Origin of the sequence: Hymenobacter sp. UYP22 (assembly GCF_040547285.1) — a bacterium.
Classification (GTDB): Bacteria; Bacteroidota; Bacteroidia; order Cytophagales; family Hymenobacteraceae; genus Hymenobacter.
This window is the reverse complement of sequence record NZ_JBEPPK010000006.1, coordinates 26,596-47,996: the sequence shown is the minus strand read 5'-3', so window position 1 is coordinate 47,996 and position 21,401 is coordinate 26,596. Positions and strand designations below refer to the sequence as shown.

General features: G+C 58.8%; 20 protein-coding genes, 1 tRNA gene and 1 pseudogene. 7 read left to right on the top strand and 15 right to left on the bottom strand.

The window, feature by feature from the left end; all coding sequences use genetic code 11:
* Positions 1–79: 79 nt before the first annotated feature.
* From ABIB60_RS11920 to ABIB60_RS11910, 3 genes are read right to left on the bottom strand one after another with little or no spacing between them, the layout of a single operon-like run.
* Entirely contained in the window at positions 80–1,297 is a 1,218-nt protein-coding gene (locus tag ABIB60_RS11920) for a PQQ-dependent sugar dehydrogenase (RefSeq protein WP_354580129.1), read from the bottom strand.
* Between the two features lie 57 nt (positions 1,298–1,354).
* Positions 1,355–2,050 (bottom strand): hypothetical protein, encoded by a 696-nt coding sequence (locus ABIB60_RS11915; RefSeq protein ID WP_354580128.1) that lies wholly within the window; start codon positions 2,048–2,050, stop codon positions 1,355–1,357.
* 10 nt (positions 2,051–2,060) lie between these two features.
* Positions 2,061–2,729, bottom strand: a complete 669-nt coding sequence (locus ABIB60_RS11910; RefSeq protein ID WP_354580126.1) for a hypothetical protein — start codon at positions 2,727–2,729, stop codon at positions 2,061–2,063.
* A gap of 156 nt (positions 2,730–2,885) precedes the next feature.
* Here ABIB60_RS11910 and ABIB60_RS11905 point away from each other — a divergent pair, with 156 nt between their 5' ends.
* Positions 2,886–5,006, top strand: coding sequence for a TonB-dependent receptor family protein (locus ABIB60_RS11905; RefSeq protein WP_354580125.1), 2,121 nt, complete (start codon positions 2,886–2,888; stop codon positions 5,004–5,006).
* 212 nt (positions 5,007–5,218) lie between these two features.
* Here ABIB60_RS11905 and ABIB60_RS11900 read toward each other — a convergent pair whose 3' ends face one another.
* Positions 5,219–6,376 carry a Gfo/Idh/MocA family protein gene (locus ABIB60_RS11900; RefSeq protein ID WP_354580123.1) on the bottom strand — a complete coding sequence of 386 codons (1,158 nt, stop codon included), beginning with the start codon at positions 6,374–6,376 and terminating at the stop codon, positions 5,219–5,221.
* A gap of 107 nt (positions 6,377–6,483) precedes the next feature.
* On the opposite strand from ABIB60_RS11900, the gene ABIB60_RS11895 reads away from it, so the two are divergent.
* Positions 6,484–6,984, top strand: coding sequence for a GNAT family N-acetyltransferase (locus ABIB60_RS11895; RefSeq protein ID WP_354580121.1), 501 nt, complete (start codon positions 6,484–6,486; stop codon positions 6,982–6,984).
* Between the two features lie 230 nt (positions 6,985–7,214).
* On the opposite strand, the gene ABIB60_RS11890 is transcribed toward ABIB60_RS11895, so the two are convergent.
* The 7 genes from ABIB60_RS11890 to ABIB60_RS11860 all read right to left on the bottom strand — a co-directional run bounded on the left by ABIB60_RS11890 (position 7,215) and on the right by ABIB60_RS11860 (position 11,659).
* Entirely contained in the window at positions 7,215–8,039 is an 825-nt protein-coding gene (locus ABIB60_RS11890) for a universal stress protein (protein ID WP_354580120.1), read from the bottom strand.
* Between the two features lie 163 nt (positions 8,040–8,202).
* Positions 8,203–8,613, bottom strand: coding sequence for an arsenate reductase ArsC (locus ABIB60_RS11885; RefSeq protein WP_354580118.1), 411 nt, complete (start codon positions 8,611–8,613; stop codon positions 8,203–8,205).
* 47 nt (positions 8,614–8,660) lie between these two features.
* Positions 8,661–9,749 (bottom strand): ACR3 family arsenite efflux transporter, encoded by a 1,089-nt coding sequence (arsB, locus tag ABIB60_RS11880; RefSeq protein ID WP_354580117.1) that lies wholly within the window; start codon positions 9,747–9,749, stop codon positions 8,661–8,663.
* Positions 9,750–9,795: 46 nt separating this feature from the next.
* Positions 9,796–10,350: an ArsI/CadI family heavy metal resistance metalloenzyme gene (locus ABIB60_RS11875; protein WP_354580115.1), complete on the bottom strand. Its 555-nt coding sequence runs from the start codon at positions 10,348–10,350 to the stop codon at positions 9,796–9,798.
* A 34-nt stretch (positions 10,351–10,384) separates the two neighbouring features.
* Complete coding sequence (locus tag ABIB60_RS11870; RefSeq protein ID WP_354580114.1) at positions 10,385–10,735, bottom strand: ArsR/SmtB family transcription factor; 351 nt, start codon at positions 10,733–10,735, stop codon at positions 10,385–10,387.
* Positions 10,736–10,876: 141 nt separating this feature from the next.
* Positions 10,877–11,152 carry a hypothetical protein gene (locus ABIB60_RS11865; RefSeq protein WP_354580112.1) on the bottom strand — a complete coding sequence of 92 codons (276 nt, stop codon included), beginning with the start codon at positions 11,150–11,152 and terminating at the stop codon, positions 10,877–10,879.
* A 48-nt stretch (positions 11,153–11,200) separates the two neighbouring features.
* On the bottom strand, positions 11,201–11,659 hold the full coding sequence (locus ABIB60_RS11860) for a hypothetical protein (RefSeq protein WP_315998881.1): 459 nt from the start codon (positions 11,657–11,659) through the stop codon (positions 11,201–11,203).
* Positions 11,660–11,791: 132 nt separating this feature from the next.
* Between ABIB60_RS11860 and ABIB60_RS11855 the strand changes: the two genes are divergently transcribed.
* Together ABIB60_RS11855 and ABIB60_RS11850 are read left to right on the top strand one after the other, a co-directional pair.
* Positions 11,792–12,085 carry a GNAT family N-acetyltransferase gene (locus ABIB60_RS11855; RefSeq protein ID WP_354580111.1) on the top strand — a complete coding sequence of 98 codons (294 nt, stop codon included), beginning with the start codon at positions 11,792–11,794 and terminating at the stop codon, positions 12,083–12,085.
* Between the two features lie 120 nt (positions 12,086–12,205).
* Positions 12,206–13,093 carry a universal stress protein gene (locus tag ABIB60_RS11850; RefSeq protein WP_354580109.1) on the top strand — a complete coding sequence of 296 codons (888 nt, stop codon included), beginning with the start codon at positions 12,206–12,208 and terminating at the stop codon, positions 13,091–13,093.
* A gap of 555 nt (positions 13,094–13,648) precedes the next feature.
* Here ABIB60_RS11850 and ABIB60_RS11845 read toward each other — a convergent pair.
* From ABIB60_RS11845 to ABIB60_RS11835, 3 genes and pseudogenes are all read right to left on the bottom strand, one after another.
* Entirely contained in the window at positions 13,649–15,973 is a 2,325-nt protein-coding gene (locus tag ABIB60_RS11845; RefSeq protein ID WP_354580107.1) for an endonuclease, read from the bottom strand.
* Between the two features lie 214 nt (positions 15,974–16,187).
* Positions 16,188–16,679: a fasciclin domain-containing protein gene (locus tag ABIB60_RS11840; RefSeq protein ID WP_315998918.1), complete on the bottom strand. Its 492-nt coding sequence runs from the start codon at positions 16,677–16,679 to the stop codon at positions 16,188–16,190.
* A gap of 469 nt (positions 16,680–17,148) precedes the next feature.
* Positions 17,149–17,894: pseudogene (locus ABIB60_RS11835) on the bottom strand (IS5 family transposase).
* A gap of 113 nt (positions 17,895–18,007) precedes the next feature.
* On the opposite strand from ABIB60_RS11835, the gene ABIB60_RS11830 reads away from it, so the two are divergent.
* From ABIB60_RS11830 to ABIB60_RS11820, 3 genes are all read left to right on the top strand, one after another.
* The gene (locus ABIB60_RS11830) at positions 18,008–18,424 is read left to right on the top strand and encodes a BLUF domain-containing protein (protein WP_354580105.1); all 417 of its coding nucleotides are present in this window, start codon (positions 18,008–18,010) and stop codon (positions 18,422–18,424) included.
* A 62-nt stretch (positions 18,425–18,486) separates the two neighbouring features.
* Positions 18,487–18,948 (top strand): BLUF domain-containing protein, encoded by a 462-nt coding sequence (locus ABIB60_RS11825; protein ID WP_354580103.1) that lies wholly within the window; start codon positions 18,487–18,489, stop codon positions 18,946–18,948.
* 113 nt (positions 18,949–19,061) lie between these two features.
* A complete protein-coding gene (locus tag ABIB60_RS11820) occupies positions 19,062–20,951 on the top strand; it encodes a PAS domain-containing sensor histidine kinase (protein ID WP_354580101.1) in 1,890 nt (629 codons plus the stop codon).
* A gap of 278 nt (positions 20,952–21,229) precedes the next feature.
* Here the strand turns inward: ABIB60_RS11820 and ABIB60_RS11815 are convergent.
* Positions 21,230–21,301 (bottom strand) — tRNA-Arg (locus ABIB60_RS11815).
* Positions 21,302–21,401: the final 100 nt, after the last annotated feature.

Sequence of the window (21,401 nt, the reverse complement as noted above, 5' to 3'; positions counted from 1 at the left end):
GCCAAATTGGCCATTGCAGTTTATCAAAAAGGCCCTGCTCCAACTGTTGGAGCAGGGCCTTTTTGATAAGCTGCTATTACTACCCGCGCTTCTTCGCCTTCTTACCCGGCGTGCCATAGGCCACGCGGTAAATCACGCCGTTATCATCGTCTGAAACCAGCAGGGAGCCATCCGGGGCCTCCACGATACTGCAGGGGCGGCCAAATTCCGACTTGTCGTTTTCTACCAGCCAGCCCGTGATGAAGTCCTCGAACTGCTGGGGCTGGCCCTGCTCGTTGAACTTTACCCGCACGATTTTGTAGCCCGAGGGCTGGGCCCGGTTCCAGGAGCCGTGCATGGTTACGAAGGCGCTCTGCCGGAACTGCTGGGGAAACTGCTGGCCCCGGTAGAACACCATGCCCAGCGGCGCGGAATGGGCTTTGTAGGTGAGCAACGGCCGCACCGTGCGGGCATCAAACTGCTCATACGTTTCCCCGGATTTGGGCTTGTTGGCGGGGTAGTGTTTGCCATCGGCAATGATGGAAGGCCAGCCGTAGTGCCCGCCGTCTTTGATCTGGTTGAACTCCTCCATCTGGTCCTCGTCGCCCAGCCAGTCGATACCATGGTCGAGGCCGTAGAGTTGCTTGGTGGTAGGGTGCCAGTCGAAGCCAATGGTGTTGCGCAGGCCCTGAGCGTACACGCGCCGGCCCGAGCCGTCGGGTTTCAGCTGGAGTAACGTGGCGCTTTCGGGGTTGTCCTCGTCGCAGGCGTTACAGGTGCTGCCCACCGAGAGGTAGAGCATCCCATCGGGCCCGAACTGCAGGGTGCGGTTGGCGTGCTGGCCGGCGTCGGGCAGGTCTTTGTACAGAATTTTCAGCTCGCCCAGGGTGCCATCGGCCTTCACATCGGCCACGTACACCTCCCGGATGGCAGCTATATACAGTTTCCCATCCTTGAGGGCCAGACCGTGCAAGTGGGGTTTCTGGGCTACCTGTTGCATGGTTTCTACCTTGCCGTCCTTGTTGGCGTCGCGGAGTAGCGTAATGGTACCTTTCACCCGGTTGCTCACGTAGGCGTCGCCGTTGGACGCTACGGCCAGCATGCGGGGCATATCCAGGCCCTCGGCGTACTTGCTGATGGTGAAGCCGGCGGGTACCTGCAGACTGGCCACCCGCTCAGGAGTGGCCGGCAGCTTGTTGGGCAGGTAAATGTTGCCCGTCATCTGGAAGGGCGTGGCGGCCGGGGGCACATTTTGGGCTGAGGCGGTAAAGCCGGCCAGCAAAGCGGCAGCTAGGGGTGTTGTCAGCTTCGGAAGCATAGCGCAGGTGAATGGTTGCGCTTGGCTTAACTGTGTTTCTCGGCCCGGGGTTGCAGGTTAACCTGCCGCCCGCCATTGCCGCCGCAGCTTCCAGCCGGACAGGGCAGTGAGCAGCAATAGTAATAACCAAGTGTTGCGCCAGATTGGGGAGAGGATAGCGGGCAATTCTACCCGTGGCACATCAGGTCTAGTTGGGACAGGGGGGAAGGAGGAAGTATTGCCGCAAATAAAGGGAGGTACGATGTTACTTGCACTGACGTAGATTGGCGACTCCAAAAATGACTCGTTTGAAGGTAAATAAAGCACATATGGCACCTTGCGAAAGTCGAGCCAGTATCTTCTAACGTGTAGGCGCTGAGCCATATCTAGTAGTGTGACAAATGAATTATAGGTGGTGAATTGACTCATGTACACACGCACATTACTTCGCTCACTTCCTGATTTCGCCAACGGCAAACACATGAATTCCACCATGCGCAGACTGAAGTAATCTGTCCATAAGCACCCCGACACTGTAACACTCTGCCAGGGGGCCATACGCTCTACCTGTTTGGCTGTGATAAATCCACCAAGGATTCCTTCTGGTATTTTTAGACTAGGCAAAGCTATTTCTAGAGCGGTCCGTCCGGGATGCTGTAGTTGCTTAGGTACCGCCACACCCCCCAGCCACAGCAGCCCGGCCAACGCCAGCAAACCCGGCGGAAACAGCAAGTGGCGACGGTGACGGCGGGGGAGGTAGAGGGCAGCGGGCATAGCGGTAAGGTTAGTAGCGGGAAGCAACCCGCAGGCGCGTTAGTTTCCGGGTGGATAGGGCGGTGATGAGCAGAAGTAGTAGCCAGGTGTTGCGCCAGTCAATGGCAGTTACATCCTTAAACCATTCTTCTGCTAGTTCACTGAATGATTTTACTGGCATTAAATATTGACTTGATGTGCCACATACAAATGAAGGATAATTGGGGTCGGGAGGAATATTACCTAGCAAGTTAAAGCTGAAAGGCTGCTTGCGCCAGTCTATCCAATACCGCTTGATGCCTAATCGGCTACACATGTCCCACAACTCGATAAATGTATTGTAGGAAGTAGATTCATTAAAATATACACGCAACGCCCGATGCTCTGCTTGTTCTTCAGCCAACGCAAGACTGGCGCTTTCAATTGTTTTCATGTCAAAGTATGCGGCCCACGGATTACTCGATAGGGTAATGATTTTCCAAGGGCCGAAGTCCTCCACCTGTTGAGGTGTGGGAAAGCCGCCAAATGAACTGGCTGGTACATGAATGGCTGGAAAGGCTACTTCCATCACATGTAAAGTAGGCGCTACTATCCGCGGCACCGCCACGCACCCCAGCCACAGCAGCCCCGCTAGCGCCAGCAAACCCGGCGGGAAAAACAGGGGCCGGTACCGGCGGTGGGGCAGGGGTAAGTACAGCATACGCTCAGGAGTAATAGAAGACGATACAGCAGGAAGATAAACGGTTTTGCCCTGAAAGTTAGCCAAGGCCTAACCCTAGCCGCTGATTACGGGTTAGTAAGTCCGAACCAGCGAGGCTCCGTGTCTCTCTACCTTCCCATCTCACCCCAATCACGAATGCCCTACCGCTACGCCGCGCCGCTGTTGCTGCTGCCCGTTACCACCCTTGCCCAAACCACTCCGCTGCCCGATACTACCCGCGCCGTAACCCTGCCCGAAGCCACCGTGACGGGCTACGGCCAGCAGCTGCCGCTGCGCCGTACCGCCGCTGCCGTAGGCACCCTCACAACCCGCGACTTTGAACGGTTTCCGCAGAACGCCCTCACTCAGGCCGTGAATACGCTGCCCGGCGTGCGACTGGAGGAGCGGGCCAGCGGCAGCTACCGCCTCAGCGTGCGGGGCAGCACGCTTCGCTCCCCATTCGGGGTGCGCAATACCAAAGTGTACTACCAAGGTATCCCGTTCACGGAGGCCAGTGGCAGCACCCCGCTCAACCTGCTCGACCCTGCATTGCTGGGTGGGCTGGAAGTGGTGAAAGGCCCCGCCGCCAGCGTGTACGGGGCTGGTACGGGCGGGGCCGTGCTACTGAGTGGCCGCCGGCCCACGCCCGGTACCAGCGCCGCCCAGGTGGGTTTCACGGCGGGCAGCTACGGGCTGCGGCGCTACGTGGCAAGTGTAGAAACCGGCTCGGCCACCGGCTACTTGCGCGCCACCTACGCCCGCCAAAGCCTTGATGGGTACCGCCAGCAAAGCGCCCTACGCCGCGACGTGCTGACCCTGGACGGGGAGTGGCAAGCCACCGAGCGGCAAACCGTGGGCCTGCACGCGCTGTACTCGGATATCAACTACCAGCTGCCCGGCGGCCTCACTCGGGCCCAGTTTGCGGCCGACCCGCGCCAGGCCCGCCCCGGCACCGCCACCGCACCCGGCACCGTACAGCAGCGCACCTACTACGCCTCCCGCACCGCTCTGCTGGGTGCCACCCACGAAGCTCGACTCACCGACCAGTTCAGCCTCCGCACCACGCTTTACCTGAGCGCCAGCCGTATCAATACACCTTATTTGGTTGATTTTGAGCGCAACACACTGCTGGGTGGGGGCGGGCGCACAGTGGCCAGCTACCGCACTGCCCTGGCCGGCCGTACCCTGCGCTTACAGGCTGGGGCCGAAGGGCAGACTGGTTTCGAAAGCTCCCGCAACTATCAGAACCGCGCCGGCCAGCCCGGCACGCTGCGCTACGACGACGAAATACGGACCCTTGCCGGTTTTGCCTTCGCGCAGGCCGATTACGAGCTGCCGGCCGGGCTGCTGCTTACGGCCGGGGCTAGCTATAACCGCCTCCGCTACCGCATCAGCCGCCTCTCCGATGCCGCTACCAAGCCCACCGGCTACAGGCTGGAACGTAACTTCCGCCCCGAGGTGTCGCCTAGGGTGGCGCTGCTGCGGGAATTTGGCCCCCAGCTGACGGTGTACGGCAGCGTGAGTACTGGTTTCTCGCCACCCACCGAAGAAGAAATTCGGCCTTCCGATGGCTCCATTAACCGAGCCTTGCAGGCGGAGCGCGGCACCAGCTACGAAGTAGGCGCCCGGGGCACCCTGCTCCAAGAACGGCTGCGCTATGACGTAGCCCTCTACGACCAGCGCCAGCGCCAGACCATTACCACTCGCACCAACGACCTGGGCACGCAACTGTTCGCCAACGCCGGCAACACCCGTCAGCGTGGCATAGAGGTGGCGCTGAGTGGAAACGTGTGGCGGCAGATGAAGCAAATGCCAGATGTGCCGGATATGGTGGTAACCGCCGGGCCGGGCCTGTGGTATTTCGTGAGCTACACCTACAACCACTACCGCTTCGGGGACTACGAGAGTGGGGGCCAGGATTTCAGCGGCAACCGCCTCACTGGTACCTCCCCCCATACCCTTACCGCCGGTCTCGATTTGGTGGCTCCGCTGGGCTTCTACCTGAGTCCTACCGTCAACCACCAGGCCCGCATTTTCGTGAATGATGCCAACACCGAAGCTGCCCCCGGCTACTGGACATTTGGCACGCGCGGGGGCTGGCGCCGTAGCTTCGGCAGCTTCAACGTGGATGTATTCGGCGGGGCCGAAAATCTCACGGACCGGCGCTACTCTCTGGGCAACGACCTCAATGCTTTTGGGGGCCGCTACTTCCAGCCCGCCCCGGCCCGTAACTGGTACGCCGGCCTGAGTTTGAAGAAAGTAAAAAGTGTGAAGTAAAAAGTCAAAGCCCGCCCTGTCATTGCGAGGAGCGCAAAGTAAGCCGTACTCTGCAGAGCGCAAAGCCCGGAAATGCACAAAGCCCCTGACGTCCGTGCTGGCGTCAGGGGCTTTTAAATAGGTCAAAGCCCGCCCTGTCATTGCTTCGTCATGCCTCCTCGCAATGAGAAGGCCAGACTTTGACTTTTTACTTCACACTTTTGACCTCAACTTCACACCTTCACCTTCTTGCCGGTGCGGGCAGCTTCATAAATAGCCATGATGAGGCGAATATCCTTTAAGCCTTCTTCGCCGGGCGTTTTAGGCGTTTTATTTTGCATCACGCATTCGGCCATGTGGTCTAGCTCGGCGGCAAATTGGTTGCCTTCCTTAATCTTGGGCTGTTGCTGACCATCCTTGTCGCCAATGGTCATTTTGTGCTCATAGTAGTCGGTGGCGGGGTCGAGGTCGAGCCAGGCTTTGTCGCCGAATACGCGGTAGCGCTTCACGCCTTCGATGCTGTAGGAACTGGTGCAGGTGGCCAGAATCCCGCTGGGGAAGCGCAGCGTGAAGTGAATCCGGTCCTCTACTTCCTTGAAGCGCGGGTCGGCTTTGTCGCTCATTTCGAGGGCGGTTACTTCCACGGGTTCCTCGCCGGTAAGGTAGCGGGTGGCATTGAGGGAATAGATGCCCAAGTCCATCAGGGAGCCGCCGCCGGCCAGCTTTTTCTGCACCCGCCAGGTATCGGCTTTGTCGCCGGTGGGGTCTACAATGCGGCCGTGGTCGGCGGTAATCTGCATCACCTTGCCTAACTCACCTTTGCGGATCCGGGCAATGGCATCGAGGTTGAAGGGCTCGTACTGGGCGCGGTAAGCCACCATCAGCTTCACATTGGCCTTCTTACAGGCGTCAATCATCTTTTGGCAGTCCTCAGGCGTGTTGGCCATGGGCTTTTCGGTGAGCACGTGCTTGCCGGCCTTGGCCGCCCGCACGGTGTATTCGGCGTGCATGCCCACTGGCAGCACGATGTACACCACATCAACCGCCGGGTTATCCTTGATGGAGTCAAAATTATCGTAGCTGTAAATGTTTTTAGCATCCACGCCATACTCGGCGGCCAGCTTTTTGGCCTTGTCCGGCGAACCGCTCACGAGAGCCGTAATGCGGGCGTGTTTACAGTCTTTGAAGGCGGGCATCATCTGTTCGGTGGCAAATTTGCCAAGGCCCACAATGGCGAAGCCCAGTTTTTTCTGATTGTCGTTTTGCATAGCGGAAGTAGGTTCGGAGAAGGGTAAGGCAGCGGCCGGACCGGCTACGGCTGCCAGCGCGGCGCCCAGGCCGGCCTGGCGCAAAAAACGCCGCCGCGAATCAGGTGAAGAGGTCGAATCCATGCAAAAGGTGTCATGCTGTGAACCTTGCTGAACGGCCGGAATGGGCCGGCTGTTACTAAATGCCCGATTCTTCTACCTTAGTCGCAGCAACGATGCTCCCACTTACTATGGCCGAAGCTGTTTCACTCACTCCACTATTGGCAGCACACTATTCGGCCGTGGCGGCCATCTACGCCGCCGGCATTACCACCGGCCAGGCTACTTTCGCCACTGAAATACCCACCTGGGAAAGTTGGGACGCGGCTCACCTGGCACACAGCCGCCTAGTGGCGTGCACAGCAGCCGGCGAAACAGCCGGCTGGGCCGCCCTCACGCCGGTTTCGGAGCGGTGCGTGTATAAGGGAGTGGCGGAGGTGAGCGTGTACGTAGGAGAGAAATTCCGGGGGCGCGGCGTAGGCTTAGCCCTGCTGCGGGAGTTGGTGCGGCAGTCAGAGCAACATGGCGTCTGGACGCTGCAGGCCGGTATTATCCGGGAAAATACCCCCAGCCTACGCCTGCACGAACAGGCCGGTTTTCGCCTCGTTGGCACCCGCGAAAAGCTGGGCCAGCTCCACGGCCAGTGGCGCGACGTCTGCCTGCTGGAGCGCCGTAGCACGGTGATTCAGTGAGATGGTGAAATAGTGAGTTTGGCGTTTTACTTGCGCCGTCTGCGCGGATTGAACGTCAAACTCACTATTTCACCTAGGCTGTATGGACAACAACGCTTTTTACTACCAACCGGAACGTCATGCGGAGCATCTCGCGTGCTGATACTAGATTAGTAACTCAACATCAGCGTGCGAGATGCTTCGCTGCGCTCTGCATGACGTTCTTTTGGTCTACTTACTGTCCACACCACCTAATCCAACGCGGGTAGCAGGAGCATGGGCAGGCGGCCGTGCAGCACAACCTGTGAGGTAACGCTGCGGTTAAACAACTGGCCCAGGAAGCTGCGGCGACGCGCCACCAGTACCAGCAAATCGGCGTGGGTTTCCTGCGCAGCCTGCAAAATGCCTTCCGGTACGCGGCGGTGTCGCACTCCGTGGCAATGAATTCGGGATTCTACTCCCGCAATCAGCCCACTGGCGGCTACCGCATCAAGGGCCACAGTGCAGGTGTCACTGTTTTCGGGTTCGGCCACGTGCGCCACGGTGAGCCGGGGCTTCAGATAGGCCAGTAGTTCCCGCATTCCTTCCGACTGCGTTTTGAGGCTAATGGGGCTGTTGTCGGCGGCAATAGTAACAGCGTGCGGTGGCACTGCTGCTGCCGCGCCCACAGGCACCACCAGCAGCGGGGTGCGGGTAGCGCGCAGCAGTTTCAGTGAAGTGCTGCTAACCAGTTCGTCGGGGGTAGTTTCGGTATCGGGTTTACCCAGTATTACCAGGCTGGGAGAGTGGCGGCTCACTGCCTCAGACACGGCCGTTTCCACTCCTTCCACGGCTGACTCCACCGTGACGGGCAAACTCGCTACCGAGGCTACCCGGCTTTGCAGGGCTGCGGCCACTTCTCCCTCGCTCATGTGTCGGATGCTGCCGTTAAAAGCATCAGGGTCCAGTAGGGTTTCGCGGCGGATGTGCAGTAGAATCAGCGGAGCCTGGAGCGGGGCCGCCAGGGCCGCCGCGTACTGCAGGGCTTGGTCAGCGGCGGGGGTAAAGTCGGTCAGCACGAGGAAAGGAGCAGCCATAGCGCAGAGCAGATTGGGAGTAGGGGTGGAGAAGGAATGCAGGGTAGAAGTATACGGGAAAAGCGCTACTATGCTGCATGCCGGCCCAAGAAAGCCCGCTACTTCCCCCTCAACTTTGGCCTTGCAACTCAACAGGTCGAACCGAATGGCTACACGTTACTGACTACCGGGTCCGTGCAAATTCCTGAGCGTAAATCTTGATCTGGCTGCGCGTTTCTCGAAAGGCCGTTATTACTTCTTGCTCTGACCCAGTGGCCTGAGCAGGGTCCGGGAAACTGTGGTGCAACTGCTGGGCGGTGGCTGCGCCGGGCAAAATAGGGCAGGTTTCACGGGCATGGTCGCACACCGTCAGCACGTAATCGAACGGGACGGCCGCGTACTCGGTGGCCAGGTTGGAGGTGTGCCAACTGATATCTACCCCATCTTCGGCCATAACCTGAACCGCCCGTGGGTTCAGGCCGTGCGTTTCCACCCCGGCCGAGTATACCCGCGCCGTGGGCAGAAACTGTTGGAGGTAGCCGTGCAGCATCTGGCTGCGGCAGGAGTTGCCGGTACACAAAACCAGAATGTTCATGTAATAATGAAAGTATGGGGAGTGTGTTAAGGAAAAAAAGTAAGCACTCAGGAAGCCGGATACCAGCGCCGCCGAAACCAGAAGGCCAGGTTTACCAGAGCAATCAGGGCGGGCACTTCGATGAGGGGGCCAATGACGCCCGCAAATGCCTGCCCCGAGCTAAGGCCAAACACCCCGATGGCTACGGCAATGGCCAGCTCGAAATTGTTGCCCGTGGCCGTGAAGGCAATGCTGGTATTCTCCGCGTAACTGGCGCCCAGCCACTTGCCCGCCGCAAAGCTGAGCACGAACATCACCCCGAAATAAATAGCCAGCGGCACGGCCACCCGCAACACATCCAGCGGCAGGCGCACAATAGTTTGCCCTTTCAGGCTGAACATAACCACAATAGTAAGCAGCAGGGCAACCAGGGTAACAGGGCCGATGGCCGGAATAAACACCGTATCGTACCAGGTTGCGCCTTTGAGACGCCGCAGAATGTAGCGGGAAAGGAACCCGGCGGCCAAGGGAATGCCCAAGTACACCAGCACGCTCTGAGCAATATCCCCGATGCCGATGGCTACGGCTGTGCCCGGCAGCCCAAAATAGGGCGGTAGCACAGTTATAAACAGCCACGCCAGCACCGGATAAAACAGCACCTGAAACAAGGCGTTGAGCGCCACCAACCCAGCCGCGTACTCCCGGCTGCCATCGGCTAGGTCGTTCCACACCAGCACCATGGCAATGCAGCGGGCAATACCAATCAAAATCAGACCCACCATGTATTCCGGTTTGTCGGGCAGGAGCCACACAGCCAACAAAAACATCAGCAGCGGCCCAATTATCCAGTTCAGCACCAACGACAGCCCCACGATGCGGACGTTGCGGAACACCTGCGGCAGCTGCGCATAGTTGACTTTCGCCAGGGGCGGGTACATCATCAGAATGAGGCCCAAGGCCAGCGGCACATTCACGGTGCCCACCGAAAAGTAGTTGACCGCCCCCTCCATGCCGGGCACCCAGTACCCCAGCGCCACGCCCAGCAGCATTGCCAGCAGTATCCAGATGGTCAGCCCCCGGTCAAGACTGGAGAGCTTCTTTTGGGCCCTGGTAGTTATAGGTGGTGCTGAGGATGAGTGGTTCGCAAAAGAAGTCATTAGACAAAAAGAGGCTACTCTATTCTGGAAGAACGCACGCCGGCAACTAGCAACAGCCTCCGCCCGGTGTGCAGGCCGAGCCAGCCGCCGTGCCCGTATCAACCAGCGTGAAAGCCATAGGCGCCATAGTGGGTACCGTTTCAGTTGCTACGGCCGGGGCAATACAGCACTGGCTGCTGTCAGCAGCTTGGTCGTACTCCTGCTGGTAGCGTGGGTCGTTGAATTCGGCATCCTCGTGGAAGTAGTACACTTCCCACTCCGTACCATCGGGGTCGGTTACCCAGAATTTATCCTGCTTGGCATAGCAGCAGCTGGTTCCCATTTCCTGGCGCTGTACCAGGCCCGCCCGTTGGGCGGCGGCCAGGCGGGCTTCCAACTGCATCAGCGTTTCTACCTGAAAACCTAAGTGACCAAAGTTGCTGTGTACCCGCTCCGGGTTTTGTACGAAGGAGATAATCAGAGACGGTTCATCCAACACGTACTTAGCGTAGCCCGGCTTAATTTTAGCGGCAGGCTGCCCGAAAAATGCCGTATAAAAGTTCACGGTAGCCGCCAGATCCGAAACGTACAGCGACACGTGCATGCGGGGAAAAGTGCTCATGACAGAAAAAGTAAAGTGGTGGAAAAGAGTCGGCTCAGCACCCGCAGGGGGCAGCGGGGCCGCAAGCAGTGGTGGTAGTAGCCTGCGCAAAAAAGGCCGCAAACATAGACTGAGCCTGCGCCCAGAGTTCCGTATTCAGGCAGTAGCACACCGTCAGGCCATCAATGTCGCCCCTGATGAGGTCCAGAGCCTTCAACTCCTGTAAATGCTGGGAAACGGTAGTGCGGGACAACGGTAACTCGGCCGCAATATCTCCGGATATGCAGGTGGTTTTGCTGGCCAATAGCTGAACAATAGCCACCCTGGCCGGATGCGCCAGGGCTTTGGCCAAACGGGACAACTGTTGCTGCTCCTCAGTAAATCCGGAAAGCTTGGCGTAGGTCATAGGTATAATGAAGTATGACGTAAACATACGGCATTATTGAATATGTAGCTATTAGTGCAACGGAATACTACACCAGACTACAATAAAACAGCCATTCTACGCATGTAGAATGGCTGTTTGAACTATGAATAGCAGCTAGGCCTAGCGGTTATTATCGTCGATGGGGTTGTTAAAACCCGGGTTCATCAATTCGTCCGTCATGCTGGAGTTGTCAGGGTCCGGGCCGGTAGTGGCGCTATCCGTGGGTATGCCAACTGTTTCTTGTTCCAGGCGGGCAGAGGTATCTAAGGTACCTTCCTCGTCGCGCTTGTAACCGTATAACTCTTCGCGGTGCTTGCGCTGCTCTTCGCTCAGGTTAGCGCCTGAGTTGGGGTTGAGGGCAGCGGCGGGGTCCTGGTTTTTATTATCAGTGGCCATAGTAGAGGTCAGAAAGAATAAGGGGAGAAAACAAAGGCCAGGAGCCGACTATTTACCCGAACCGGGAATCCCACGGCCTTCGTCCGGGCGCAGGGCACTGAACTCGTCGGGGTTGTCGTTGGTGCCCACATTGGGGTTTTTGGGGTGATTCTCGTCCTCTGCCGCGGGGGCAGTGGTCTGGTTGGCGGGCTCATTGGTGGCCCAGTTGCGGGTGCCACCAGCGTAGCGTGGGTCATCGGCGGCCCAGCCCTCGCGCTGCTCAGTGTACTCAGCATCTTCTACCTGACGCACTGCGGCGGGGTCAACGTTTTGGGGAGTGCTGCCGCGCTGCTCAGGAAAGGCTACCGGCGGGGCCACGCGGCCGCCTTGCGTTACACTGTGTTCATCTTCCGCTTGCTGGCGGGCTTCTGCGGACGAAACAGTGCCAAAATCACCGTATTGCGGGGTGCCATTAGGGTGGTTGGCGGGGGTGTTGTCGGGGTTGAGGTTATCGGGTGTGGTTTGCATACAGTAAGGAGGGGTAGGAGAGTAAGTAGAAGCTGAGCAGCCGGGAGAGTGGCCGCTTCTGGTGCTTCATACGTAAACTCCCGGCAAATGGCGAAAGCCCGTATTTCATCCGTCCCAGATTTCTTGCTCATCATGGCCGCACAGGTTGCTCATCATCCCAAAAACCAGGAGTTTACTATCGAGAAAGAAGGCCACTCTGCCGAGCTGGCCTACAGCCTGCCCGCGCCTCACCTCATCGATTTTAGCCATACCTATGTTGATAAGCCGCTACGGGGGCAGGGTGTGGCAGAAGAGCTGGCGCGGGCCGGGCTGGAGTATGCCCGCAGCCACAAGCTACAGGTAATAACCAGCTGCCCCTATATGGAGGAGTTTGTGGAGAACCACCCGGAGTATCATGACCTGCGGAGCGCCGATTCGGGTAGCTGAACAGTAAATGCGGCATCTGCCTGATTTTTAATAATATCTTAATTTTCTGCGTGGGCTAAACCGGTACCTTTCCAAAACTGATATCAACTACTATTCGGTTGGTACACTTTGGGTAGAGCTATGCTTACTTTCCACGTCCTTACCGATTTTTCGGCGGCAGCGGCCAACGCCTTGCACTACGCGGCCCTTCTGGCCCGCCATGTGGGGGGCACGGTACGGATATGGCACATACGCCCTGAACCTGGCTGCGGCGAGGCGCCTGTATTTAGTGTGCTGAGTCAGCAATGGTCAGTGGAGCGCCTGCAGGATTTGCTGGCAGATCAAGTAGAAAAGGTAAGCGCGTGGGTACCTTGCACAGCTACTCTACTTACTTCGGAGCCCACCCGGCACCTGTCGGCAGCAGTGGGTAAGGGCCTAGGCCAGATAGTGGTAGTCGGGAATTCTGACCCGGCTAAAAGCATGAAAAACGCCGAAACCAGCACGGCGCTGCACTTGGTGCGGCAGCTAGTGCAGCCGCTGCTGGTGGTGCCGGTTACGTATCGGGCCGACAAGGTACCGCGCCGAATTGTGCTGGATACTGACCGGCGCGCTGTGCGGCTGCCGGCGGCGGCGGCCACCATTCCTGGCCTGCTGGCTCAACTTACTACCTCGCATCAGCCACTCGCCCTCGGTCACCTGCCCGGCGACGTGGACACGTTATTGCACCACAGTATACCCTCGGTGGTAGGGCTGCACGTGTACACGTCCTCGGCCGCGCCGGAACTGGAAGATGTAGCCACCCGGATACAGCAAACGGGCCTGCTGGAAGGCGTGGCGCACACGGTTACCTCTACCCGCCACTCTTCCGTCGAGGAAGGTATCCGTCACGCGGCTACGCGCCACCAAGCCGATTTGCTGGCTTTCGTGACGCGGCAGCGCATGTACGCGGGGGCGCATTTTTTGCGCAGCGTGACGGCCGGCTTATTGGCGCACAGCCGCATTCCGGTGCTCACCACTCCAGAATATTAAATACACTATATATTATTCGGTATCCTAAGTGACTGAATCCGCTTCCGCACGCACAAACGGGACCGCACTGCAATGCGGGCCCGTTTACGTTGCTGCCACTTCAACCGGGAAAAGACGCACTGCTTGCTGGCCTGCGTGTGCCGCCGCTGCCTGCTGTAGTTTGCTGCTAGGCTTGGCCTGGCAGCAGCGCCCACACTAAGTCTGTGGACAGTAACTCCCAAAGACATTTTGATGCTACGAAGACCGTCCTGCTGAGCCTGCTGAAGCATCTCTATCGAACAACGATGCGGTAGAGATGCTTCGACGACGCTCCGCCTCGCTCAACACGACGGTCTTTCTGCTTACTGTCCACCCGCACTAGCAGACTCAAAGCGCAGCAGTTCAGCATGGTTGAGTGAGCAGTGGCAGGGAGATGATTAACCACGCGGAAATAGTTAGCTGCCCCCGCCTGTATCTTGAAAGTTGTAGTCCCAAAAAATGCCCCGGCTCCTGGGCAGGAGCCGGGGCATTCAGCGCCCAGTAGCGGTGGCGCTACTGCGGCGGGTAGCCGTGCAACTAGTGCTGTACTGCTACGCGGCTGCTGTAACGAATACCATCCACGGTAACCCGTACCGTGTACAGGCCATTGCTGAGCGTGTGCACGGGAACTGCAGCGGCCTCGGCAGCCGAAACGGTCTGGGTGCGATGCAATACTTCCTGGCCCAGGGCATTGTAGAGGCTAATGGCAGCTTCGTGGCGGCCCCGCAGCTCGGGGAGGCGCACTTGCACGCTGCCAGCAGCTGGGTTTGGGAACACCTCAATTCCGAAGTTCATAGCCGCCGCCTTGGTGGCCGCCGTGGTAATGCAGCCGCTGGTGTGGCTGCCCACGCGGTTGTACACATCGGTACCCACAAACTCCCACTCGCTGGTGGCAGCACTCCAGCGCTTCTGGCCGGCATTCACCGTGACTTTGCGCACTAGCGTAGCATTGGTAGTAGTGCCACCAGACACCTGCCAGCCACCGGTCGGCTGCTGGCCAATCACCCCAATAATGTCCAGCGTGTCGGTGCCATCCAGGAGCAGCAGCGCGTCGTCGCCATTGAAGAACCCTACGTTCGACTGCAAATCAGTCTGGGCGGCTACTACCGGTGAGGCTACGCCGGTGTTGGCAATTACGTACACGTCGCCGGGGGCAATAGTGCCGGTAAGGGCCTGAATGGTGGTGGGCGAGGTAGCGCCGTTGGCAAACAGGCGCAGCTCAATACCTGTCAGGCTAATGGGCGCCGGCGAGGGGTTGTAAATTTCCACCACCTTGGTGTTGCTGCTGTTGCCTTCCACGTATTCGGAGAAGAACAAATCGGTGCAGGGGGAGCCGGCCGGAGCCTGGTCATCGTTGGTGATGGTGAGGACGTGGGCCGAGGGCGTACCCAGCACCGCGCCGCCCGTGGTAGGAGCACCCAGCACCAGGCGCACAGTTTCGTTGGGCTCCGGTTGCGTATCACCCACTACCGTTACCGTAACGGGGAACGACTGGGAGGCTTGGCCAGCTGCAAAAGTGAGAGAAGTAGTGCTCAGGGTGTAGTCGGCGGGCGTGGTAGCAGTAGTGCCGCTGGTGCTCACCGTTACTGGAACGGTTACGGCCGCCGTAGGGGCGCTGCCGCTCAGCGTTACGTTTACGGTGTAGGTGCTAGTGCCCGTGTTGCTTTCCGTGATGCTGCCACTGGCCGAAGCAAACTTGATAGTGGGAGCCGCGCCGTCATCGTTGGTAATAGTCAGCTCCTGCGTGGCCGGGCCGCCCACCGCGCCGCCCGCAGAAGGGCTGCTCAGCGTGAGCACCACGGTTTCATCGGCCTCGGGCTGGGTGTCACCATTCACGGTTACCGTCACGGTCTGGGAGGTCTGACCGGCGGCAAACGTCAGCGTCTGGGGCGAGGTGAAGGCGAAATCCTGGCCACTGGTAGCCGTGGAGTTGGCCGCATCCAGGGCTACCTGGACGGTGAGGGCTGAGGTAGGGGCGGGCGTTACGTTAATGGTAGCCGTGTAGGTGCTGGTACCGGTATTGCCTTCCGTGATGCTGGCCGTAGCGGCCGAAAACGAGAAAGTAGGCAATACCTGGAAGCCCCAGGCCCGGGCTACCAAATCGGGGTAGGCAATGTAAGGGTTGAAGTTACCCTGGCTTTTAGCCGTGCGGCGGTTCCGCTCCTTTTCCCGCGCATCCACTGGGTCAGCCAGGTGCCACTGGTACAAGGTGTTCAGGTTGGCCGCCGCCGTAATTACGTCCTTGCCCGCATCAAAGGTCTGGCCCTGGTGCATGGTGTAGAAGTAGAAAATGGCGCGGGCCAGGTTGCCCTTGTGGTCTTCCCGGGGCTCAAACTGCGAGTTAGTATCCTCGCTGTACTCGTCAATGTTGCTGGTCGGGATGGTGCTCTGGCTGGAGGTGCCGCGCATCCACTTCTGGGTCTGGTTATCCGGAATTTCCGCAAACGGGTCCGAGCCACGGTCTGAGTTCCAGGTATCGTAGGTCGGGAACAGATGGTGAATATCGGAGCGCATGCGAACCACCTCATTAAACCACGACTGCGGCACAGTATGCTCGCAGTTGATGCGGTTTACCACGCCCGTGCTGGTGCTGCTGGAGTCCAGCCGTACCGTTTCGGTGTAGCCGGAGTACACGCACACCACGCGGCCATCCTGGTTATCGATGAAATTGTACATCTTGCCGCGGGCCTCGTTGTAGCTCAATACCACGCGCTTACCATCGTACCAGTTTTGCCGCAGCCAGTCTTTCAGGCTTTGGCCCTGCAAGCTGGTAGGTGGAGCAGCCGGCATGGTTTGGGCGGAAGCCGCCACCGAGCCCAAGCTCAGCGTGGCTCCCAGCATCCAGGAGAAAAAGTGTTTCATCTGCAAGGGGGAAGGTGCGTGTGTGAAGAAGAGGAAAACAAATGTCGGATTCTTTTGGGATACACAGACGCTCAGGGCGCTACCCGGCTGCCTGCGTATTAGAAAGGTAATATGAACCCCTTACACCGACGGAACTTGCGGCGGTAAGCTGCCCCCGCCACAAAAAAAGCCAGCCCGGAAGGCTGGCTTTTTTGTAACAGGTAATGCAGAAAGCTTAGCGGGTGGGCATCAGCACGGTATCTACCACGTGGGTTACCCCGTTCTTCGATACTACGTCGGCAATGGTCACGTTGGCCATACCGCCCTTCGCATCGTGCAGCATTACTGCGTTGCCGTTGCGGTGCACCATCAGGGTTTCGCCTTCCACGGTCGTCAGGGTCTGACCGTCGCGCAGGTCGGCGGCCATCAAACGGCCCGGTACCACGTGGTAAGTCAGGATGGTAGTGAGCTTCTGCTTGTTTTCGGGCATCACCAGGGTGTTAACCGTGCCGGCGGGCAGTTTCTCAAAAGCGGCATTGGTGGGCGCAAATACGGTGAACGGGCCCGCACCTTTCATCGTCTCAACCAGTCCGGCGGCTTTCACGGCAGCTACCAAGGTAGTATGGTCCGTGGAGTTCACGGCGTTATCCACAATATCCTTGTCCGGAGTCATCATGGCGCCCCCTACCATCACCCCGTTGCCGGTGCTCATGGTCATGCCCTTCATATCCTTGCCTTCACGCGGCTTGGTAGTGGCTTTAATTTTGGCTCCGTTGTCGGCTTTGCCTTTCACCTTGGTTTTGCCGTCATCGGCTACCTTGGTCTTAGTGCTCATCTCGCCGTCTTTGACCTTTGTTTTCTCGTCGTCCGACTTCATTTTGCCCTGGGCCACGGCCGAGCCGGTAGTGAGAGTAAACGCCAGGGCCAGGGTGGAGAGCAGGTAGTTTTTCATGATACAAGAGGATTGAGGGTGGAGTACCCTGTGAGAGAAATGTCCGCCTTGTACGCTGGCGCTTCCAGAAAGGATATAAGCTGAGCCGTACGCCACTCCCTTACACCGCTGAACCTAAAAAAATCCTTTGGTAGAAGTAGTAGGTCTGTTTTCAGGCGTTGCAGAATGTGGGGTAGTACCATCACCACTAAGGGTAGTACTGTTCTGTTTTATTGTCTGGGCCAGAAGGGAAAACTAGGAACTGTTAACAGTCGCGCAGCCAGAGTACGGTTGCTGCGAGGTGAATAAAAGCCAGAAAATGCGCATCGAGTTTGTCATAGCGCGTGGCCAGGCGGCGAAACTGCTTCAGGCGGCTGAAGAGCCGTTCCACAGGGTGCCGTTGGGCGTAGCGGAGCGGGTCATAGGCCCGGGGGTGCCGGCGCTTGCGCCGGGGCGGAATCACGGCTTGCGTACCGCGGCGGGCCAGTTCGGCCACCAGCGGGTCGGAATCGTAGCCGCGGTCGGCGATGAGCCAGGCCGGGGCCAACCCGGTGAGCAGCGCCAGGGCTTGGGGCGCATCGTGTCGCTGACCGGCCGTGAGCCGGCAGCGGCGCAAGCGTCCCCGGGCGTCGGCCGCCACGTGCAGCTTGGTGGTCAGTCCCCCACGGCTGCGGCCGAGGGCTTGCGGCCCGTTTTTTTGCGCGCCCCGCTGGCGTGCTGGTGCGCCCGCACGGTGGTGGAATCGACCAGCAGCGTGTGCAACGCCGCCTCGTCCTGCACGGCTTCGAACACCCGTTGCCACACGCCCGAGGCCGCCCAGCGCTGGAAACGCGTGTACGTGGTATGCCAGTTGCCCCGCTCGGCGGGCAGGGCCCGCCACCGCGCCCCATTGCGCGCCAGCCACAGCACGGCTTCCACGAACTGCCGGTTGTCCCGACCCCGCCCCCCGCTGGTGCCCGGCCGACCCGGCAACAACGGCGCCAACCGCGCCCACTGCGCGTCCGTCAACATCTGCTCCATGCCGCAAGATATCCACTGTTAACACTTCCTAAACAGTAAGGATTCTTGTAAACAGAGGGCGCTCCTGCTGCGCATGCTTGCCTTTTTAGCCCCAGATCTACCTCATGCCCCTGCACCACCTCATTTACCTGAGCACACCTACCATTGCGTTTACGCCACCCCAACTGCGCGAACTGCTCCGGGAATGCCGCGCCAACAATGCCAACCATGAGCTAACCGGGGTGTTGTTTTACGGCAAGCAGCATTTCATGCAGCTCATTGAAGGGGAGAAGCAAGAGGTACACGCCCTCTATCATCACCTTCAATTCGATACGCGCCACAACAACCTGATCAAGATTGCCGACAAACCCATTCAGGCCCGGGCGTTTGCCGATTGGTCGATGGCGTTTCAATGCTTGGATGCAGGCACGGCCGAAGCAGGAATGCAGGAGTTAGAGTCGGTAGTACTAAGCTTGCCCGCCCTGGCTGCCGCCGATGCTCTATTGCTGGAAACGGTGCGGCAGCGGCTGCTGGCCGAGTAGCGGACAATCCGCTTGCACTACTTTCGCGTACGTATCTGTTCTGCTTTTTTTCCATGTACTGCATGAAACACATTGTTTACCTGAGCCGGGCAGTACGCCCCCTTTCAGATCAGGAGCTGCAAGAACTGCTTACGCAGTGCCGCCACGACAACAAACGCCAAGGAATTACGGGTATCCTGTTCTATAGTCACGGTCATATTGCCCAGCTTTTCGAGGGTGAAGCGGAAGCCGCGGATGTTCTGTTCAACCGCATCGCCCAGGATGGCCGCCATTCTGATGTAACTAAACTGGTAGACCGGGTGATTACGGAGCGTAGCTTCCCGGGCTGGGCCATGGCATTTCATCCTCTAGAGCCCGCAGGCTTTGAGGCGCTGGAAGGTTTCCTGCTGCCTGACCGGATGCCCCCATTGCCCACCGGCCTGAGCATTGCCGATGCCACTCTGGTTGACCTGGTACGGTTGGCAGTACTCGGGCCCATTCCTGCCGCTGCTGATGGCTCACCCGAAACCGAAGAAACACGCTGATTCCAACCTACATACTCAGGCTATTACTGTCGAGCTTGCGCCAACGTTGAGCTTCCTGTTGTACCTTGTTTCCTCTCTGGCCGCTACTCCCACCGCGGCCAGTATTCCCGTGCATGCCTGATCCATCGTTCCATAACTTACTGCAGCGCTTACCAGCCGCCATTGCCGCGTTTACTGGCGAGGAACTCCGCTACGATTTCGCCAATGATTCCATGCGTGCCCTGCTTGAACAGGACAACTTGGAAGGGCGCCGGGCTAGCGAAACCTTGCAGATGTGGCCGCCTGAGTTGATCAGCGTCATGCAGCAGGTGTATAATACTGGGAAGCCGTACGTGGTTAAATCGTGCCCGCTACTGGCCGGCACGGATGACAACGGCCCAACCGCCGCGGCTTACTTTGATATTACCCTGGAGCCCGACCCGGCCGAGGATGGCTCCGTGCGGGGCCTGCTCTTGTTTGCCGTGGATGTGACGGAGCAGGAACGCACCCGGCAGCGCAGCCACGAGCTGGCCGTGGAAACGCGGCGGCTGGACGCTCGCCTGCGCGTACTTACAGAAACGGCCCCCCTGATTAGTTTCACCATGAGCCCCGAGGGGGAGTACGAATACGTAAGTCCGCAGTGGCACACCTTCACCGGGCAGCCCACTACCTGCGATATTACAGCCGTCTGGCCCCTGCTTGTTCACCCCGACGACCGGCTGCGGGTACTGCACCAGATGGACGTGGCCCGGGCTGCGGGCTCAGCCTGGAGCTATGAGTGTCGGCTGCGACGCTACGATGGGCAATACCGCTGGATGCTGAGCCGGGCCGTACCCGAAAACCACGCCTTTGGCAAACCCGCCTACTGGCACGGCGCCATGGTGGAGGTGCATGACCAGCGGGAGCTGGCCGAGGTGCTGCGCAAGGCGGAAGCGGAACTGCGTTTCCTGGCCGACAGCATCCCAGAGTTGATCTGGATAGCTTCGCAGACGGGGCTGGTGAACTACTACAACCAATTTATCAGCGAATATTCGGGCCTCACGGCTGACGAGTTGGGCCCCACTGGCTGGATCAACCTGCTCCATCCCGCCGAGCAAGCCGAAACGGCCCGACGCTGGGTGTTCTGCGTAAGTTCCGGCGAAGCCTTCGAAGGAGTTGTGCGTATGCGGCGGCACGACGGGGCCTACCGCTGGCACCTGATCCGGGCCCGGCGCCTAGATGATGGCCAGGGCCTGCGCTGGTTTGGAGCTTGTACCGATGTAGACGACCAAAACCGGCTGCGCCAAGTGCTGCAAACTCAGTACAACGAGCTAGCCCAGGCCAACCGGGACCTGGACACGTTTGTATATACCGCCTCCCACGACCTAAAGCAACCCGTTCTCAATTTGCGCGGCCTGTTCGATGAGCTGCGCCGGGCGGCCACATTCCATGATCCGGAAGAAGCCTTTATGCTGCAAATGCTGGACGAAGCCCTCTTACAGCTGGATACCACGTTGCAAGAGCTGGCCGCTACCGTGCGCGACCAACGGGGGCTGTCAGCTCCGACCGAAGAGCTGGATGTGCCACTAGTGCTGGAAGAAGTGCTTCTAGGGTTGCGGACGCAGGTACTGGAAAGTCAGGCTACCATAGATGTGGACGTGGACACAGGATTGCAGCTACACTACGGTCGAGCCAATCTACGGTCAGTGCTGCATAATTTAATCAGCAACGCACTCAAATTTGCCCACCCCGAGCGGCTACCGCACATCCGGATACAAAGTGCTATAACTGAGCAGGGCCAACCTGTACTGGTGGTGCAGGATAATGGTATGGGCATGGTGCTGCCTGAACAGCCTGCCCCGGTTTTTCAACCCTTTGCCCGTCAGCATGCGCATATCGGTGGAGCGGGCGTAGGTTTGTACCTGGTGCAGCGTATTATAGCCGGGCGAGGCGGGCGGCTGGAAGTGGCGAGTACTGTAGGGCAAGGAACGACCTTCACCATTCACTGGCACGACGGAGTGCCAGCCGCTGTAGCGGATGAGTAAACCTGCAGCCAACAAAAGGCAGAGTGTTGTTCCAATCCTTTGAAGCAGTGTATATCCCATATATTACCCCGAGAAGCCTTCAATAGCGTCAATGATCGGGCTGGCCATACATTTCCTTGCTACAGCAACGCTTGCACGCCCAATGAGAGGGGAGTGAGTCAAGCTGACAGGAGTGCTCCAACAACACAGGGAGAGCCAGCTGCCTACCTTAAAAAGGCCAATTAAGCGGAGGGAGAAAAAGAAAAAGCCCTTTAACGTATCGTTAAAGGGCTTTTTAGTGGTCGCGCTAGGAATCGAACCTAGATCAAGAGCTTCGGAGACTCCCATACTATCCGTTGTACTACGCGACCCGGTAAGGAGTGGCAAAACTAGGCAGAAAACCACCTGCTGCCAAACGTAATGAGCGTTTTTCTGCAAAATCCTGCACCCTATTTTAGTAACCTTCCGCGC

Bases quoted from the DNA above. Each gene is read 5' to 3' on its own strand.
- ABIB60_RS11830 (WP_354580105.1), top strand. From the start codon at position 18,008: ATGCCCCTGCACCACCTCATTTACCTGAGCACACCTACCATTGCGTTT.
- ABIB60_RS11820 (WP_354580101.1), top strand. From the start codon at position 19,062: ATGCCTGATCCATCGTTCCATAACTTACTGCAGCGCTTACCAGCCGCC.
- ABIB60_RS11870 (WP_354580114.1), bottom strand. From the start codon at position 10,735: ATGACCTACGCCAAGCTTTCCGGATTTACTGAGGAGCAGCAACAGTTG.
- arsB (WP_354580117.1), bottom strand. From the start codon at position 9,749: ATGACTTCTTTTGCGAACCACTCATCCTCAGCACCACCTATAACTACC.
- ABIB60_RS11900 (WP_354580123.1), bottom strand. From the start codon at position 6,376: ATGGATTCGACCTCTTCACCTGATTCGCGGCGGCGTTTTTTGCGCCAG.
- ABIB60_RS11910 (WP_354580126.1), bottom strand. From the start codon at position 2,729: ATGCTGTACTTACCCCTGCCCCACCGCCGGTACCGGCCCCTGTTTTTC.
- ABIB60_RS11865 (WP_354580112.1), bottom strand. From the start codon at position 11,152: ATGGCCACTGATAATAAAAACCAGGACCCCGCCGCTGCCCTCAACCCC.
- ABIB60_RS11840 (WP_315998918.1), bottom strand. From the start codon at position 16,679: ATGAAGGGCATGACCATGAGCACCGGCAACGGGGTGATGGTAGGGGGC.
- ABIB60_RS11905 (WP_354580125.1), top strand. From the start codon at position 2,886: ATGCCCTACCGCTACGCCGCGCCGCTGTTGCTGCTGCCCGTTACCACC.
- ABIB60_RS11855 (WP_354580111.1), top strand. From the start codon at position 11,792: ATGGCCGCACAGGTTGCTCATCATCCCAAAAACCAGGAGTTTACTATC.
- ABIB60_RS11890 (WP_354580120.1), bottom strand. From the start codon at position 8,039: ATGGCTGCTCCTTTCCTCGTGCTGACCGACTTTACCCCCGCCGCTGAC.
- ABIB60_RS11825 (WP_354580103.1), top strand. From the start codon at position 18,487: ATGAAACACATTGTTTACCTGAGCCGGGCAGTACGCCCCCTTTCAGAT.
- ABIB60_RS11915 (WP_354580128.1), bottom strand. From the start codon at position 2,050: ATGCCCGCTGCCCTCTACCTCCCCCGCCGTCACCGTCGCCACTTGCTG.
- ABIB60_RS11885 (WP_354580118.1), bottom strand. From the start codon at position 8,613: ATGAACATTCTGGTTTTGTGTACCGGCAACTCCTGCCGCAGCCAGATG.
- ABIB60_RS11860 (WP_315998881.1), bottom strand. From the start codon at position 11,659: ATGCAAACCACACCCGATAACCTCAACCCCGACAACACCCCCGCCAAC.
- ABIB60_RS11850 (WP_354580109.1), top strand. From the start codon at position 12,206: ATGCTTACTTTCCACGTCCTTACCGATTTTTCGGCGGCAGCGGCCAAC.
- ABIB60_RS11920 (WP_354580129.1), bottom strand. From the start codon at position 1,297: ATGCTTCCGAAGCTGACAACACCCCTAGCTGCCGCTTTGCTGGCCGGC.
- ABIB60_RS11895 (WP_354580121.1), top strand. From the start codon at position 6,484: ATGGCCGAAGCTGTTTCACTCACTCCACTATTGGCAGCACACTATTCG.
- ABIB60_RS11875 (WP_354580115.1), bottom strand. From the start codon at position 10,350: ATGAGCACTTTTCCCCGCATGCACGTGTCGCTGTACGTTTCGGATCTG.
- ABIB60_RS11845 (WP_354580107.1), bottom strand. From the start codon at position 15,973: ATGAAACACTTTTTCTCCTGGATGCTGGGAGCCACGCTGAGCTTGGGC.